Origin of the sequence: Cobetia sp. Dlab-2-AX, from assembly GCF_024124625.1 — a bacterium.
Lineage (GTDB): Bacteria > Pseudomonadota > Gammaproteobacteria > Pseudomonadales > Halomonadaceae > Cobetia.
Genome location: NZ_JAMXRV010000001.1, coordinates 118,990 through 132,595, shown reverse-complemented (window position 1 = coordinate 132,595; position 13,606 = coordinate 118,990). Strand labels below are relative to the sequence as shown.

Sequence of the window (13,606 nt, the reverse complement as noted above, 5' to 3'; positions counted from 1 at the left end):
AGAACTTTACGGCGAAATGCCCTGAAGTCCACCTCGATTGCCGCTGAAAAGCCGTCAGATGTGCACGAGATTCTGCCGCCATTGCCTCGTTTCACTTTGAGTATCACGACACGATCTGGCGACAAGGCCAGCAAGGATGACATCAATGAAGATCACGATTTTTGGAAGCGGTTATGTCGGTCTGGTCACGGGTACCTGCCTGGCCGACGTCGGCCACGACGTAGTGTGCATGGATGTGGACGCCGCCAAGATCGAGGGTCTCAAGCAGGGCGAGATTCCCATCTATGAGCCAGGCCTGGAAGGCATGTTGCTGCGCAACGTGGAAGCCGGTCGCCTGAGCTTCACCACCGACGCGCGTGAAGCCGTCGAGCATGGCGTGCTGCAGTTCATCGCCGTGGGCACGCCGCCGGATGAAGACGGCAGCGCCGACCTCAAGTACGTGCTGTCCGTCGCCACCACCATCGGCGAGCACATGAATGACTACAAGGTCATCATCGACAAGTCCACCGTGCCGGTGGGCACGGCGGACCGCGTCAAGGCGCGGGTCAAGGACGTGCTCAAGGACCGTGGTGCAAGCGTCGATTTCGATGTCTGTTCCAACCCGGAATTCCTCAAGGAAGGCGCGGCGCTGGACGACTTCACGCGTGGCGCGCGTATCGTGGTCGGCACCGATTCCGAAGCGGTGCGTGAGCGCATGCGCGAATGCTACGCGCCCTACAACCGCAACCATGAAAAGCTGATGTTCATGGATGTGCGCGCCGCCGAGCTGACCAAGTACGCCGCCAACGCCATGCTGGCGACCAAGATCAGCTTCATGAACGAGATCTCCAACCTGGCTGAGCGCCTGGGTGCGGATATCGAGGAAGTGCGTCGCGGCATCGGCAGTGACCCGCGTATCGGCTACCACTTCATCTATCCGGGCTGTGGCTATGGTGGCTCCTGCTTCCCGAAGGACGTCCAGGCGCTGGCACGTACTGCCAGCCAGATCGGTTATGACGCCGAGCTGCTGACCGCCGTGGAATCCGTCAACAAGCGCCAGAAAGTCACCCTGTTCGACAAGCTGTCACGCGCCTTCGATGGCGACCTCAAGGGCAAGACCATCGCCGTCTGGGGTCTGGCCTTCAAGCCCAACACCGATGACATGCGCGATGCGCCGAGCCGCACGCTGATGGAAGCGCTGTGGGCCGCTGGCGCGACCGTGCAGGCCTATGACCCGGAAGCGATGAAGGAATGCCGCCGCATCTACGGCGAGCGCGATGAGCTGGTACTGGTCGCGGACCGTCAGCAGGCGGTCAAGGGCGCCGATGCGCTGGTGATCTGCACCGAGTGGAAGGAATTCCGCACCCTGGACGGCCAGTGGCTGAAGTCCCAGCTCGGCTTCCCGGTGGTGGTCGATGGCCGCAACCTGTTCGAGCCTTCTGCCATGAAGTCCGCTGGCCTGATGTACTACGCGGTCGGCCGCGGTGACACCCTGCTGCTGAATCAGGCTTGAGCTTGCGGCTTGGCATCACAGCCCGGGCGTCAGTGCTCAATCGTCAATGCTCAGCCATCAAGGCTCAAGCAGGCATTGAACGTCACTGAAAGATTCAGCACGCGTACCTGATCTGCGTACGCACTCCCTGAAAGACATCCATTCAGTCGTGCCACGCTCTCCATGAGGGTGGCACGCAGTAGAGGAATTTCTCATGTGTGGCATCGTTGCCGGTCTGGCTCAGCGTGATATCAGCAAGATTCTGATCGAGGGGCTGCATCGCCTCGAATACCGCGGGTATGACTCCGCTGGCGTGGCGGTCATCGACCCTGCCGGAGAACTGCGTCGTGCGCGTGCCGTGGGCAAGGTACGTGCGCTGGAAGACGAGCTGCGTGAGGCGCCGCTGTCCGGCGCCATCGGCGTGGCGCACACCCGCTGGGCGACCCACGGGCGTCCTGCCCAGCACAATGCGCACCCGCATCTCTCCAGCGAGCGGGTCGCCGTGGTGCACAACGGCATCATCGAGAACCACGAAGCGCTGCGCGGCGAGCTGGAAGGCGCCGGTTATGTCTTCACTTCCGAGACCGACACCGAGGTGGTCGCGCACCTGGTCGATCGCGAACTGTGCAGCGGCCTGGCACTGCCGGAAGCCGTCAATGCGGTTACCGCGCGTCTCGATGGCGCCTTCGCGCTGGCGGTGATGGAGCAGCGCAACCCCGAACTGCTGGTCGGCGCCCGTCAGGGCAGCCCGCTGGTGGTCGGCGTGGGGATCGATGAGCACTTCATCGCCTCCGACCCGCTGGCGCTTTTGCCGGTCACCGATCGCTTCATCTATCTCGATGAAGGCGACATGGTCGCCATCAGCCCGAGCGGCATCCAGGTGCTGGCACCTAGCGACGACCGCGATGAGCTGACACCGGTCTCGCGTGAAGTGGTGCGTTACGAACACAGCGTCGAAGCCACCGGAAAGGGCGAGTATCGCCACTTCATGATGAAGGAGATCATGGAGCAGCCCACCGTGCTGTCGCGCACCCTGGCCGAGCGACTGGACCCGCAGGGCGTGCGTCTGGAGGCCTTCGATGTCTCGCGCCATTCCTTCCTCGCCGCCAGCGCTGGCAACGAGGGCGGCAAGCAGGGCGTGGATGTGGCGCGCCTGACACAGCTGTTCGCCGATGTGCGCCAGGTACAGATCATCGCCTGTGGCACCAGCTATCACGCCGGCATGGTGGCACGTTACTGGCTGGAAGAGGTCGCGGGCATTCCGGCGCAGGTCGAGGTGGCCTCGGAATTCCGTTATCGCGAGCGGGTCGCGGCACCGGGGACGCTGTTCCTGACTCTGTCCCAGTCCGGCGAGACCGCCGATACGCTGGCGGCGCTGCGCGACATCCAGAAGCTCAACCGTGAAGGCCCGCAGGCCGGTCATTATCTGGCGAGCCTTGCCATCTGCAACGTGGCGGGCAGCTCGCTGGTGCGTGAATCCGACCTGTCATTGCTGACTCACGCCGGGCCGGAAATCGGGGTCGCCTCCACCAAGGCCTTCACCACCCAGCTGGTCGCGCTGATGTTGACCACCCTGGCGCTGCGTCAGGCCAAGGGCGATGGTCAGACGGATGACCTGCTGAGCCGTCAGCTGCTGATGCGCCTCAAGGACCTGCCGCACGTGATCGAGCAATCCCTGGCGCTGGATGGGGAGATCGCGCAGCTGGCGGAGAAGTTCATGCATCGTCACCACACCCTGTTCCTCGGGCGTGGCAGCCAGTATCCCATCGCCATGGAAGGGGCACTCAAGCTCAAGGAAATCTCCTACATCCACGCCGAAGCCTACGCGGCCGGTGAGCTCAAGCACGGTCCGCTGGCGTTGATCGACGAAGACATGCCGGTGGTGGCGGTCGCGCCGATGGATGACCTGATGGAGAAGCTGAAGTCCAACCTGCAGGAAGTTCGCGCCCGCGGCGGCCAGCTGTTCGTGTTTGCGGACCCCGAAGTCAGCCTCAAGGCCGGTGAAGGCGTTCACGTCGTCACCGTGCCGGGCGTGTGCCGCTTCCTCGCGCCGATCGTCTACGCGGTGCCGCTGCAATTGCTCTCCTATCACGTCGCCGTGCTCAAGGGTACCGACGTCGACCAGCCGCGCAACCTGGCCAAGAGTGTCACGGTGGAGTGATCGACTGCGCTTGAGGTCATGAAGCAAACGAAAGGGACTGCCCATGGGCAGTCCCTTTCTTGTTTGACTGGCTTTGCCGTGGCTTGGTGTTCTTGCGGGGAATCAGGCAGCGTGGCGGCTGTCGAATCAGATCAAGCCCTTGAGGATCAGGTTGCCACTGGCGATCAGCAGGATGGCGTATGCCATCTGACGCAGGTGGGTATCGCTCAGGGGCGGAGGATAGCGGCGAGCGAGTTCAGTAAAGCCGATCACGACGAAGATGCCGGCTGCTCCGATCATCAGCAGATCCTGGAGATGTTCTCCAGCGCGTCCGGGAGATGCGATGGACAGCCCCATACGTACCAGTCCCCCGAGCAGAAATACGCCGAACAGGGTGCAGCGGATCGCGATCAGGGTCATCGGTTGGCGATAGAGCATCACGACCAGCGGGGGGCCGTTTGCCGCAAACAGTCCACCCATCAGACCGGACAGCCCCCCGGCGAGGTGAAAGTGCCAGCGCGGGGATAGCGTGCTGCGCGGCGTGGGCTGGACCAGCAGTGCCACGCAGGCGATCAGGATGACGATGCCCAGCAGCATGCCCAGCAAGGGCGTATGTGCCTCACCCAGCCAGCTGGCGAGAAAGTAACCGACCGGCAGCAGCGGCAGGCTGGTCATCAACAGACGCCGAGCCAGAGTGAGGTCGATCTCACGCCAATGGCCGCGTAGTGCCATGGTGTTGTTGAACAGGCTGAGCAGAGCGCACAGCAGAGCAGCACTCTCTATTGGCAGTACATTGAGGGTCGCCAGCAGGCCCATCACGATCAATCCGAAGGCGAAACCGGTCAGGGTCTGGATATAGCTGGCGAGTGCCAGGCTCATCATGATGGCGACAAGTTGCCAAGGCTCCATGAAGTCTCCGTGGGCAAGGGGGATAGAACAGAAAGGGCAGGGCGGCGCTGGCTCCGTCATGCGCACCGCCTGCCATCATAGCCTGCATTGCGCCCCGGCAATATGACACTCGCGCAAAGTACTCACCTTGATGTGCGTCACACAAGGCCGCGGGCATGATGGCTTTGATTGCATTGGCTCAATTGGCGGGGCGCATTTCAATAGTCCTGATTGTCAGTACCTGGCATGAGTTACCGGAGGATTGGCGCATAAATGCTCATGATTTCGGCGTTTGGCGACAGCGCAGCTTGTTTGGGCTGGGGGATTATTGGTCTGTGGTCAACGGCGGGGCAGGAAGTGTCGCCATTTGCTGCCACTTTCTGCCACTCCCTTTCTCACGAGCGGACATCCCTCCAGTGTCCACTCCTCAGGGTGACGTCGTTCACCCGTTCGTCCTCAGTGGCCAGGCCATCCGCGGAGGCTCCCTGACGCGCAAGCCGTTCAGCAACCAGGAACTAGGCAAGTTTCACCGCAGCTCGGTCAATCCCTGCGTCACTGGCTGGCTGTGCGAAGCGGCCAATGTCGAGTCTCTCGAGCAGCAGATGCAGGGCTGTCTGCAGCACACACTGGATATCAAGTTGCGTAAGTCAGTACTCGCTACTTCGTGAGGAGGGTTGCTAACATATTGACATTGTTGGATTTTAGTCAGAAAGATGAAGAAAATCGTTCTCGACGGTTGGGCAAATATCAGGAACTGCTGCTGGATTTAACGCGCACAATGGCCCCGCGAGTGAGAGTGACAGGCGCCTGCCTGGGGAGCGCAATCGGTCGGGACAGTGCTTCTTCTGGCAATGACACACCGCGTGTCGCTGAACAGGCCGTCTCGCTGGAACGCGATCGATCGTTATCAAAGGGAAGGATGCCCGTGAATACCCTCAACAGAGAGCGGAATGTCGTCATGAGTGGATATCGTTTCTGCACCCAATGCGGGGGCGCCAGCGTACATCGCGTAAAACGCCAATGGTGGCAGCGACTGGCCGGCAAGGCGCCGCTCTATCACTGTGAAGATTGCGGCATCATCCATCGCGTCTCGACTGAGGCAATCACTGCCAGCCGGACGAGCAAGCAGGACGCTGAGTCGTCGCACCCGATTGCTGACCGCTGATCCTGTCTTCAGGTGCCAGCACTGAGCTATTGTCCAGTCACGCCTGTCAATGTCACCCCGATATGCTGATGGCCAAGGGCATGGATCACGCGTAACTCATTGGGCAGCGGGCCGATCACCGCCACTTCCGGGTGCTCGTCACCACTCATCGAGTGGTCATCTTGTTGTGATCGAGGTGTTGTCATCCTGGCGTCGATATCGAGGCGCCGTTATCGGGGTATTCGCGCCGCAATCCAGGCCCTTCAAGACACGCGCTTCAAGTTCGGCTTGGCTCCTCGAAGGGTAGCGGGATGTCATCATCGCGCCGGACGGCGAAGACATTCAGCGTCATGGCCACCAGGGCGTAATATCCCAGCACCCCGACCAGCTCCACCACCACGGTTTCGCCGAACATCGCGACGGCCTCGCCGTAAAGTCCATCATCGACACGCCGCTCGGCGTAGAGGGCGCGGGTGATGCGATAGACCAACCGCTCATCGTCTTTTTCAAACGCGGGTTCACGCTCCTCGCGCAGCGCCGTGATGACCTCGGGCGCGAGGCCGGCCTGCTCGGCGATCGGCGCGTGAATCTGCCATTCAGCCTGGGATTTCCACCACACCGCCGTGGTGAGAATCGCCAGTTCGCTGAGGCGCAGCTCGAGGCCGGTGGCGTAGCGACAGAAGGCGCCGAGGCGCTGGGCATGATCGGCAAGCTCGGGACTGTGGATCCAGGCCAGGAAGGGGCCGTCCAGATTGCCGCGCGGGCCGCTGAGAATCTCGGCCAGCACCTCGCGCTGAGCCGCGCTCATGCTGGCGTCATCCAGTTCGGTCAGACGCGATGTGATCGCCATGAAAGTCACTCCATTCAAATCCATTCAAAGATCGTGGGGCAGGCAATGGGTCGGCAGCTGAGCCGTCACAGGCTGGCCAGGGTGGTATCGATGGCACGCCCCAGCTTGGCGGTGAGCTCGTCCAGGTGCGACTCCTGCAGAATGAACGGCGGCGCCAGCAGGATGTGATCGCCCCGGCGGCCATCGAGAGTGCCGCCCATCGGATAGCACATCAGGCCTTCGGCCATGGCGGCCTTCTTGAGCCGGGCGTGCAGCTTGAGGGCCGGATCGAAGGGGCGCTTGCTGTCGCGGTCCGCCACCAGTTCCAGCCCCTGGAAGAGGCCACGACCGCGGATGTCGCCGACATGGGGATGCTGCGCGAAGCGCTCGTTCAGGCGCGCCTTGAGCCCCTCGCCGAGGACGTTGACACCCGTGAGCAGGTCGCGGGTTTCGATGGTCCGCTGGACGGCAAGGGCCGCGGCACAGGCGGTGGCATGGCCGATGTAGGTATGGCCGTGCTGGAAGAAACCGGAGCCATTGGCGATGGCATCACGGATGCGCTGGCTGACCAGGGTCGCGCCGATTGGCTGGTAGCCGGCGCCCAAGCCCTTGGCGATGGTGATCAGGTCCGCCGTGACACCCTCCTGCTCGGCGGCGAACAGACTGCCGGTGCGCCCCATGCCGCACATCACCTCGTCGAGAATCAGCAGCACGCCGTAGCGGTCACAGACCTCGCGGATGCGTCTGAAGTAGCCCGGCACCGCCGTGACGGCGCCCAGGGTGGCACCCACGACGGGTTCTGCCACGAAGGCCATCACGTTCTCGGCGCCCAGACGCAGGATTTCCTCCTCAAGTTCCGCGGCGAGACGAATGCCCATCGCCTCGGGCGTCTCGTCGGGCTGCTGGTCCCGATAGGCGTAGCAGGGGCTGACGTGGCTGACGTTGATCAGCAGCGGCTCGAATTGCTGACGGCGCCAGGCGTTGCCGCCGGTGGCCAGCGCACCCAGCGTATTGCCGTGATAGCTCTGGCGCCGCGCGATCAGATGCTTGCGCTGGGGCTGACCGATCTCGACGAAATACTGACGGGCCAGCTTGAGCGCCGCCTCGACCGCTTCCGAGCCGCCGGAGACGAAGTAGACCGAGTCGAGCCCTGCGGGTGCGCGTTCGATGAGAAAGTCGGCCAGCTGCTCCATCGGGTCACTGGTGAAAAACGAGGTATGCGCGTAGGCCAGTTGGCTGACCTGATCCTTGATGGCCTGCGCCACCGCCTCGTCGCTGTGCCCCAGACATGACACGGCTGCACCACCGCTGGCATCCAGATAGCGGCGTCCCTCGCGATCGACGATGTAGGGGCCATCGCCCTTCACGGCGGTGGGATACTCCTGATTGAGGTTGCGATGCAGTACGTGGCTCATGTGGGCTCCGTGGCGGCAGGGGTGCAAGCAATGAATGCAAATATGGAATGCATTTTTAGTTTATGCAATAAATGATTGCATATGCTCGCTTGTGCCTTCGGACTCGACCGGCCAGAGATGCTACCGTTGCCGCCAACTTTCCTGTCCCTTGCCAAGGAGGTATCCCATGCCCCCATCCGCCCGAGCCCCCGGGCCCACATCCCCTGACTCGCCACCGGAGACCCTGGAGGGCTTGAAGCAGTTGCTGGCGGCGATCGATCGTCGTGAGGTAGAGATTCGTCTCGGCGCGAGTTCCCGGCGCGTGCTGGCGGTGCTGATCGAGTCCCCGCAACGCACGGCGGTGTCTTCCATCAGCCAGCTGGCGGAGCTGACCGGCGTGAACGCCTCGACCTTCTCGCGTCTGGCCCAGCGGCTGGGCTACGAGGGCTTCAGCCGCTTTCAGGATGTCTTTCGCCAGGCGGTGACGGATGGCGAGCATTTCTACAGCCAGCAGGCCTCGCAGCTGCTGGCGCGAGACGCCGATAGCAGCGCCATGGCCCAGCTTGCGCGGCTGGGGCGTCAGGAGAGCGCCAACATCCTCAGCATGCTGGAGAGGGTGGACGCCGCGGCCTTCGAGGCCGCGACCACCTTGCTGGTCGAGGCGCCGCGCGTGCGCCTGCACGGCATGCGTCAGTTCAATTCCCTGGCACTGTTCATGGCCTATGGGCTGGGGATGCTGCGCCCGGACGTGGCACCGCTGGACGCCAGTCGTCAGGGTGTGGCCGATGCACTGGCCCAGCTGACGGCGGGTGATGTGCTGGTGGTGGCCAGTTGCTTCCCCTATACCCCGAGCGTTGTGGCCTGTGCCGAGGTGGCGGTGGAGCGGGGTGTCGAGGTGATTGCGCTGACCGATTCGGCCAGTTCTCCGCTGGAGCCGCTGGCGCGCTACAGCTTCCATGTGCCCAATCACAGCCTTTTTTATAGCAACAGCATGAGCGCCTTCATGTTCCTCGCCGAAGGCCTGCTCAGCGAGGTGGCCAGCAAGCTGGGTGAGGCCGGGGTGGCCTCGCTCAAGCAGCGCGAGGCGATCATCACGAAGCTGGGGGGCGCACGCGGCTGACCCCCCGCGACTCACTGCACCGAGCGTGAACGCGGTCATGCACCGCAGGGGTGCATGCTCAGACCTACGCAATGCGGCTTCAAGGCGCATGCGGGACCAAAGAGGCATGGAGGGAGATTGGCGTGATTCCTGCAAAACGACTGAGATGAAATGACATCCGTCAGGGCAAGGAATTTCCCATGAGCCGCGAGTACCGTTACACCCTGGGCAGTCAGGTCCATCGTTTTGCCAATCTGGCCGAGCTGATGGCCAAGGCGACGCCCGCCCGCTCCGGAGATCGTCTTGCTGGCGTGATCGCGGAAACCGCCGAGGAGCGAGTCGTCGCTCAGCTGTGTCTGGCGGAGTTGCCCCTCAAGACCTTCCTCGAAGACGTGCTGATTCCCTACGAACAGGACGACATCACCCGCCTGATCATCGATGAGCATGATCCGGTGGCGTTCCTGCCGATCGCGCATCTCACCGTCGGTGACTTCCGCAACTGGCTGTTGAGTGATCTCGCGACGCCGACGATGCTGGCGCAGGTGCGTGCCGGCATCACTCCCGAAATGGCTGCCGCGGTCAGCAAGTTGATGCGCAATCAGGACCTGATTCTGGTCGCCAGGAAGTGCGAGGTGGTCACGGCCTTTCGCAATACCATCGGCAAGAGCGGCCATCTCTCGACCCGCCTGCAGCCCAACCATCCCACCGATGACGTCACCGGCATCGCGGCCAGCATTCTCGATGGGCTGCTCTACGGCAACGGCGACGCCGTGATCGGCATCAATCCGGCCACCGACAACGTGGTCCAGAGCATCAAGCTGATGCGTCTGATGGATGAGGTGATCCAGAAGTATTCGATTCCCACCCAGTCCTGCGTGCTGACCCACGTCACCAACACCATTGAATGCATCGAGCAGGGCGCCCCGGTGGATCTTGTCTTCCAGTCCATCGGCGGCACCCAGGCCACCAACGAGAGCTTCGGCGTCGAGCTCTCCGTGCTGGCGGAGGCACAACAGGCCGCGCTGTCACTCAAGCGCGGCACGGTGGGCGACAACGTGATGTATTTCGAGACCGGCCAGGGCAGTGCGCTGTCCGCCGATGCCCATCACGGCCTGGACCAGCAGACCTGCGAGGCGCGCGCCTATGCGGTGGCGCGCAAGTACTCGCCGCTATTGGTGAATACCGTGGTCGGTTTCATCGGTCCCGAGTATCTGTTCAATGGCAAGGAGATCATCCGCGCCGGCCTCGAGGACCACTTCTGCGGCAAGCTGCTGGGCCTGCCGATGGGCTGCGACATCTGCTATACCAATCATGCCGATGCCGATCAGAACGACATGGATACTCTGCTGACGCTGCTCGGGGTGGCGGGCTGCAACTTCATCATGGGTATCCCCGGCTCGGATGACATCATGCTCAACTATCAGACCACCTCCTTCCACGATGCTCTCTATGCACGGCGGGTGTTGGGCCTGGGCCCGGCGCCCGAATTCGCCGCCTGGCTCGAGGAGATGCAGATCTTCACCGATGTCGCCACCCAGGCACTGCCAAGCGAAATGCCCGACCGCTTCGCCAATTCACTGCGTCAGGTGACAGGAGGTGGCGCATGAACCCTGAACAGCCCTCTGCTGACGCGGTCTCGCGCAGCCTCGAACCCGATGCCATCGTCACGCCCAATCCCTGGCAGCGGCTTGGCCAGTTCACGGATGCGCGCATCGGCCTTGGCCGTGCCGGCATCAGCCTGCCAACCAATCGTTCGTTGGAATTCCAGCTGGCGCACGCCCGCGCTCAGGACGCCGTCCACCTTCCGCTGGAGATTCCCCGACTGATCGAGGACCTCAATCAGCTCACAGCGCTCGAGAATGCTCCGCAGATCCAGCGACTGCACAGTCGCGCCGTGGATCGCACCACCTACCTGCAGCGCCCCGATTACGGCCGGCGCCTCGATGAGGATTCGCGTCAGCAGTTGTCCGCCCTCGACGCACAGCCTGCCGATCTGGCCATCGTGGTCGTCGATGGGCTCTCGTCTCTGGCGGTGCAGAACAATGCTGGGCCCTTCATCGCGGCACTGCTGGAGGCGCTGGCAGAAGACGGGCCGGATGCCTGGTCATTGGCACCGATCAGCGTGGTGGAGCAGGGGCGGGTCGCGATCGGTGATGAAGTCGGTGAGCTGCTCAAGGCGAGGGCGGTGCTGGTGATGGTCGGCGAGCGTCCCGGCCTCAGCTCTCCGGACAGCCTCGGCCTCTATCTGACCTGGCAGCCGCGCGTCGGCCTGAGCGATGCCAGTCGCAACTGCATCTCCAACGTGCGTCCGGCAGGGCTCGACTTCGCCATGGCCGCCCAGCGTCTGCACTACCTGCTGCGCGAGGCACGCAAGCTCGGCCTCACCGGGGTGGGGCTCAAGGACAGAAGTGGCGACAACTCGCTGGATAGCGGGGGCGGTATCCAGAACTTCCTGCTGTCCTGACGGGACGGCAGCACAGCAGCGGGAAACTCCCGATCCAACAATGACAATGCTTGACGGCAACAAGGCGGCACCATGACTCGCGACACGCATCACGACACGAATGAGCAGGACTATCTGGCGCGTCTCAATCGCACACCGGGCGGCATCGTGACGTCCGCCATCGCGCTGGTGCTCTCGCTGATCGCGCTGACCGGGGTCTATGCCTTCGATCCGCGTGCCTTCAATTACCCCCTGGTGCTGTTCGTGGTGGGCATCGCCTACTACGCCATCTTCAGCCGTCATCGGCTGGTGGCGAAGACCGCCGAGGAGGAGTTCGCGCTGGTGGCGAATGCCGAGAGTGACCTGGCGACCAGCTGATCCGCTCAATCAGTTCAATCAGTTCAGGTAGCAAAGACGACAACGCCCGCCATGGTCAGCCATGGCGGGCGTTGTCGTGACTGGCAGGCTCGGATCGATCCGAGCGATTCAGCTCAGTTCAGCTCATCTTTGATCAGAAAGGATACTGCGCCAGGAATTGCTGGGCGGCCGCGGCGGGATCTTCGGCACTGCACAGCGCCGAGACGACGGCGAGGCCGTCGGTGCCGCTGGTCATGACTTCGCCGGCATTGGCCAGCGAGATGCCGCCGATGGCGACCGTCGGCAGCGGGCTTGAGCGCACGAGCTGCGTGAGCCCCTCGATGCCCAGCGGTGCGGCATGATCCGGCTTGGTCGGGGTGGCATACACCGGGCCGAGGCCGAGGTAGTCGATGCGCTTGACATCGACGGCCTTGAGCTGCTCAAGCGTCTGGACCGACAGGCCGATCAAGGCGTCCTCGCCGAGACGGCGACGCGCCTCGACCGGATCGCCATCGCCCTGACCGATGTGCAGGCCATCGGCGCCACTGGCCAGCGCGACCTCGATGCGGTCATTGATGATCAGCGGCACCTCGTACTCGTCCAGCAGCGCCTTGAGGCGGATGGCCTGGGCGATCATCTCCTCGTCGCTGGCGTGCTTGTCGCGCAGCTGCACGACACTGACGCCACCGCGTACGGCGGCCATCACGGTGGCTTCCAGGCCACGCTCGGCGCACAGCGCGGGGTCGGTGACCAGGTAAAGGGATAGATCAAGTGACATCGGTCAGCTCCAGACGAGAGGCTAGCAGGGTGGAATCGGCGTCGAGAGTATACAGGGCATCCATGAAGCGTGGCACGAAGCTGCCCGGCCCTTGCGCTGACTGACCCGCCGTCTCACCGGCCTCGGCGTAACAGGCCAGCGCGGCGGCGGTGGCCTGCAGGGCGTCGTCATGTCCGTCGAGGGAGGTGGCGAGGGAGGCGGCGAGAAAGGCGGCGACCACGCTGCTCAGCGCGCAGCCCATGGCGGTGACGCGCCCCATCAGCGCATGGCCACCTTGAACCGTGAGTTGCCGCTGGCCATCGGTGACGACATCGACACGGCCGGTCATCGCCACCACGCAATTCTGCGCGCGCGCCAGCGCGACGGCGGCCCGACTGGCACGCTCCTGCGCATCCTCACCATCATCGCCGCTGTCCACGCCGCGGCCCTGATTCATCTCACCGACCAGCGCCAGCACTTCGGAGGCATTGGCGCGAATCACGCTGGGACGATATTCCAGCAGCGCGCGGCACGCATACTGGCGCAGGCTGGAGGCGCCGATGCCGACGGGGTCCAGCACCCAGGGTTTGCCATCGCGGTGGGCGCACATCGCGGCCAGCTGCATGGCCTCGATCCAGCTGGGTGACAGGGTGCCGATATTGATCGACAGCGCCGCACTGATGGCGGAGATCTCCTGGATTTCCTGCTGCGCATGCGCCATCAGCGGCGAGGCGCCGATGGCCAACAGGGTATTGGCGGTCGGTGTCATCGCGACATGATTGGTGATGTTGTGCACTAGCGGCGTGGTCTGGCGCAGCTGATTCAGCAGGCTGCCGGGAGAAAGGGATGACGATGGGGTCATGGGATCTCGTGACTGGAGAAAGGAAGCATCAGCGCTCGAGAGTAAAAGCGGGCGCTGAAAGGTCAAGTGGCAAGGTCCGGCGCTGACGGTGGCGTGACGCGCTAGCTCCCTGTCATTTATCAAGAGTCGCGCAAAGGATAATAAATAATATCGTGGTTCTATAAACCTTGACGACAAGTCCATAAGATACCGTCTCTTAGGGTCTTTTGTGTACGAGTCATC

At 63.2% G+C, this 13,606-nt stretch carries 13 protein-coding genes and 1 pseudogene; 8 read left to right on the top strand and 6 right to left on the bottom strand.

The features are described 5' to 3' along the window. Positions 1-145 precede the first annotated feature (145 nt). Positions 146-1,492, top strand: a complete 1,347-nt coding sequence (locus NH396_RS00570; RefSeq protein WP_253060894.1) for a UDP-glucose/GDP-mannose dehydrogenase family protein — start codon at positions 146-148, stop codon at positions 1,490-1,492. Positions 1,493-1,685: 193 nt separating this feature from the next. Then, complete coding sequence (glmS, locus tag NH396_RS00565) at positions 1,686-3,632, top strand: glutamine--fructose-6-phosphate transaminase (isomerizing) (protein ID WP_253060893.1); 1,947 nt, start codon at positions 1,686-1,688, stop codon at positions 3,630-3,632. A gap of 126 nt (positions 3,633-3,758) precedes the next feature. On the opposite strand, the gene NH396_RS00560 is transcribed toward glmS, so the two are convergent. After that, on the bottom strand, positions 3,759-4,520 hold the full coding sequence (locus NH396_RS00560) for a TSUP family transporter (RefSeq protein ID WP_176677432.1): 762 nt from the start codon (positions 4,518-4,520) through the stop codon (positions 3,759-3,761). 155 nt (positions 4,521-4,675) lie between these two features. On the opposite strand from NH396_RS00560, the gene NH396_RS00555 reads away from it, so the two are divergent. Continuing rightward, positions 4,676-5,167 carry a hypothetical protein gene (locus NH396_RS00555; RefSeq protein ID WP_253060892.1) on the top strand — a complete coding sequence of 164 codons (492 nt, stop codon included), beginning with the start codon at positions 4,676-4,678 and terminating at the stop codon, positions 5,165-5,167. A 17-nt stretch (positions 5,168-5,184) separates the two neighbouring features. Continuing rightward, the gene (locus NH396_RS00550) at positions 5,185-5,664 is read left to right on the top strand and encodes a hypothetical protein (RefSeq protein WP_253060891.1); all 480 of its coding nucleotides are present in this window, start codon (positions 5,185-5,187) and stop codon (positions 5,662-5,664) included. A gap of 26 nt (positions 5,665-5,690) precedes the next feature. Here NH396_RS00550 and NH396_RS16990 read toward each other — a convergent pair whose 3' ends face one another. From NH396_RS16990 to NH396_RS00540, 3 genes are all read right to left on the bottom strand, one after another. Then, a complete protein-coding gene (locus NH396_RS16990) occupies positions 5,691-5,813 on the bottom strand; it encodes a hypothetical protein (RefSeq protein WP_290441655.1) in 123 nt (40 codons plus the stop codon). Positions 5,814-5,920: 107 nt separating this feature from the next. Then, a complete protein-coding gene (locus NH396_RS00545) occupies positions 5,921-6,493 on the bottom strand; it encodes a carboxymuconolactone decarboxylase family protein (RefSeq protein WP_253060890.1) in 573 nt (190 codons plus the stop codon). Between the two features lie 65 nt (positions 6,494-6,558). Next, the gene (locus NH396_RS00540; RefSeq protein WP_253060889.1) at positions 6,559-7,887 is read right to left on the bottom strand and encodes an aspartate aminotransferase family protein; all 1,329 of its coding nucleotides are present in this window, start codon (positions 7,885-7,887) and stop codon (positions 6,559-6,561) included. Positions 7,888-8,053: 166 nt separating this feature from the next. Here NH396_RS00540 and NH396_RS00535 point away from each other — a divergent pair, with 166 nt between their 5' ends. The 4 genes and pseudogenes from NH396_RS00535 to NH396_RS00520 all read left to right on the top strand — a co-directional run. Further along, positions 8,054-8,986, top strand: a complete 933-nt coding sequence (locus NH396_RS00535) for a MurR/RpiR family transcriptional regulator (RefSeq protein WP_253060888.1) — start codon at positions 8,054-8,056, stop codon at positions 8,984-8,986. Between the two features lie 179 nt (positions 8,987-9,165). Then, complete coding sequence (locus tag NH396_RS00530; RefSeq protein ID WP_253060887.1) at positions 9,166-10,572, top strand: ethanolamine ammonia-lyase subunit EutB; 1,407 nt, start codon at positions 9,166-9,168, stop codon at positions 10,570-10,572. Then, positions 10,569-11,429, top strand: coding sequence for an ethanolamine ammonia-lyase subunit EutC (eutC, locus tag NH396_RS00525; protein ID WP_253060886.1), 861 nt, complete (start codon positions 10,569-10,571; stop codon positions 11,427-11,429). The genes NH396_RS00530 and eutC overlap by 4 nt, the downstream gene beginning before the upstream one ends. Positions 11,430-11,558: 129 nt before the next feature. Further along, positions 11,559-11,786 (top strand): annotated as a pseudogene (locus NH396_RS00520) (ethanolamine permease); the annotation flags it as partial. Positions 11,787-11,919: 133 nt separating this feature from the next. On the opposite strand, the gene thiE reads toward NH396_RS00520, so the two are convergent. Both thiE and thiM read right to left on the bottom strand, forming a co-directional pair. Next, positions 11,920-12,543 (bottom strand): thiamine phosphate synthase, encoded by a 624-nt coding sequence (gene thiE, locus NH396_RS00515; RefSeq protein ID WP_253060884.1) that lies wholly within the window; start codon positions 12,541-12,543, stop codon positions 11,920-11,922. Then, entirely contained in the window at positions 12,533-13,384 is an 852-nt protein-coding gene (gene thiM, locus NH396_RS00510) for a hydroxyethylthiazole kinase (protein ID WP_253060883.1), read from the bottom strand. The genes thiE and thiM overlap by 11 nt, the downstream gene beginning before the upstream one ends. Positions 13,385-13,606 lie beyond the last annotated feature (222 nt).

Coding starts and splice junctions, on each gene's coding strand:
- NH396_RS00560 (WP_176677432.1), bottom strand. CDS start 4,520: ATGGAGCCTTGGCAACTTGTCGCCATCATGATGAGCCTGGCACTCGCC.
- NH396_RS00535 (WP_253060888.1), top strand. CDS start 8,054: ATGCCCCCATCCGCCCGAGCCCCCGGGCCCACATCCCCTGACTCGCCA.
- thiE (WP_253060884.1), bottom strand. CDS start 12,543: ATGTCACTTGATCTATCCCTTTACCTGGTCACCGACCCCGCGCTGTGC.
- NH396_RS00555 (WP_253060892.1), top strand. CDS start 4,676: ATGATGGCTTTGATTGCATTGGCTCAATTGGCGGGGCGCATTTCAATA.
- NH396_RS16990 (WP_290441655.1), bottom strand. CDS start 5,813: ATGAGTGGTGACGAGCACCCGGAAGTGGCGGTGATCGGCCCGCTGCCC.
- NH396_RS00530 (WP_253060887.1), top strand. CDS start 9,166: ATGAGCCGCGAGTACCGTTACACCCTGGGCAGTCAGGTCCATCGTTTT.
- eutC (WP_253060886.1), top strand. CDS start 10,569: ATGAACCCTGAACAGCCCTCTGCTGACGCGGTCTCGCGCAGCCTCGAA.
- glmS (WP_253060893.1), top strand. CDS start 1,686: ATGTGTGGCATCGTTGCCGGTCTGGCTCAGCGTGATATCAGCAAGATT.
- NH396_RS00540 (WP_253060889.1), bottom strand. CDS start 7,887: ATGAGCCACGTACTGCATCGCAACCTCAATCAGGAGTATCCCACCGCC.
- NH396_RS00570 (WP_253060894.1), top strand. CDS start 146: ATGAAGATCACGATTTTTGGAAGCGGTTATGTCGGTCTGGTCACGGGT.
- NH396_RS00545 (WP_253060890.1), bottom strand. CDS start 6,493: ATGGCGATCACATCGCGTCTGACCGAACTGGATGACGCCAGCATGAGC.
- thiM (WP_253060883.1), bottom strand. CDS start 13,384: ATGACCCCATCGTCATCCCTTTCTCCCGGCAGCCTGCTGAATCAGCTG.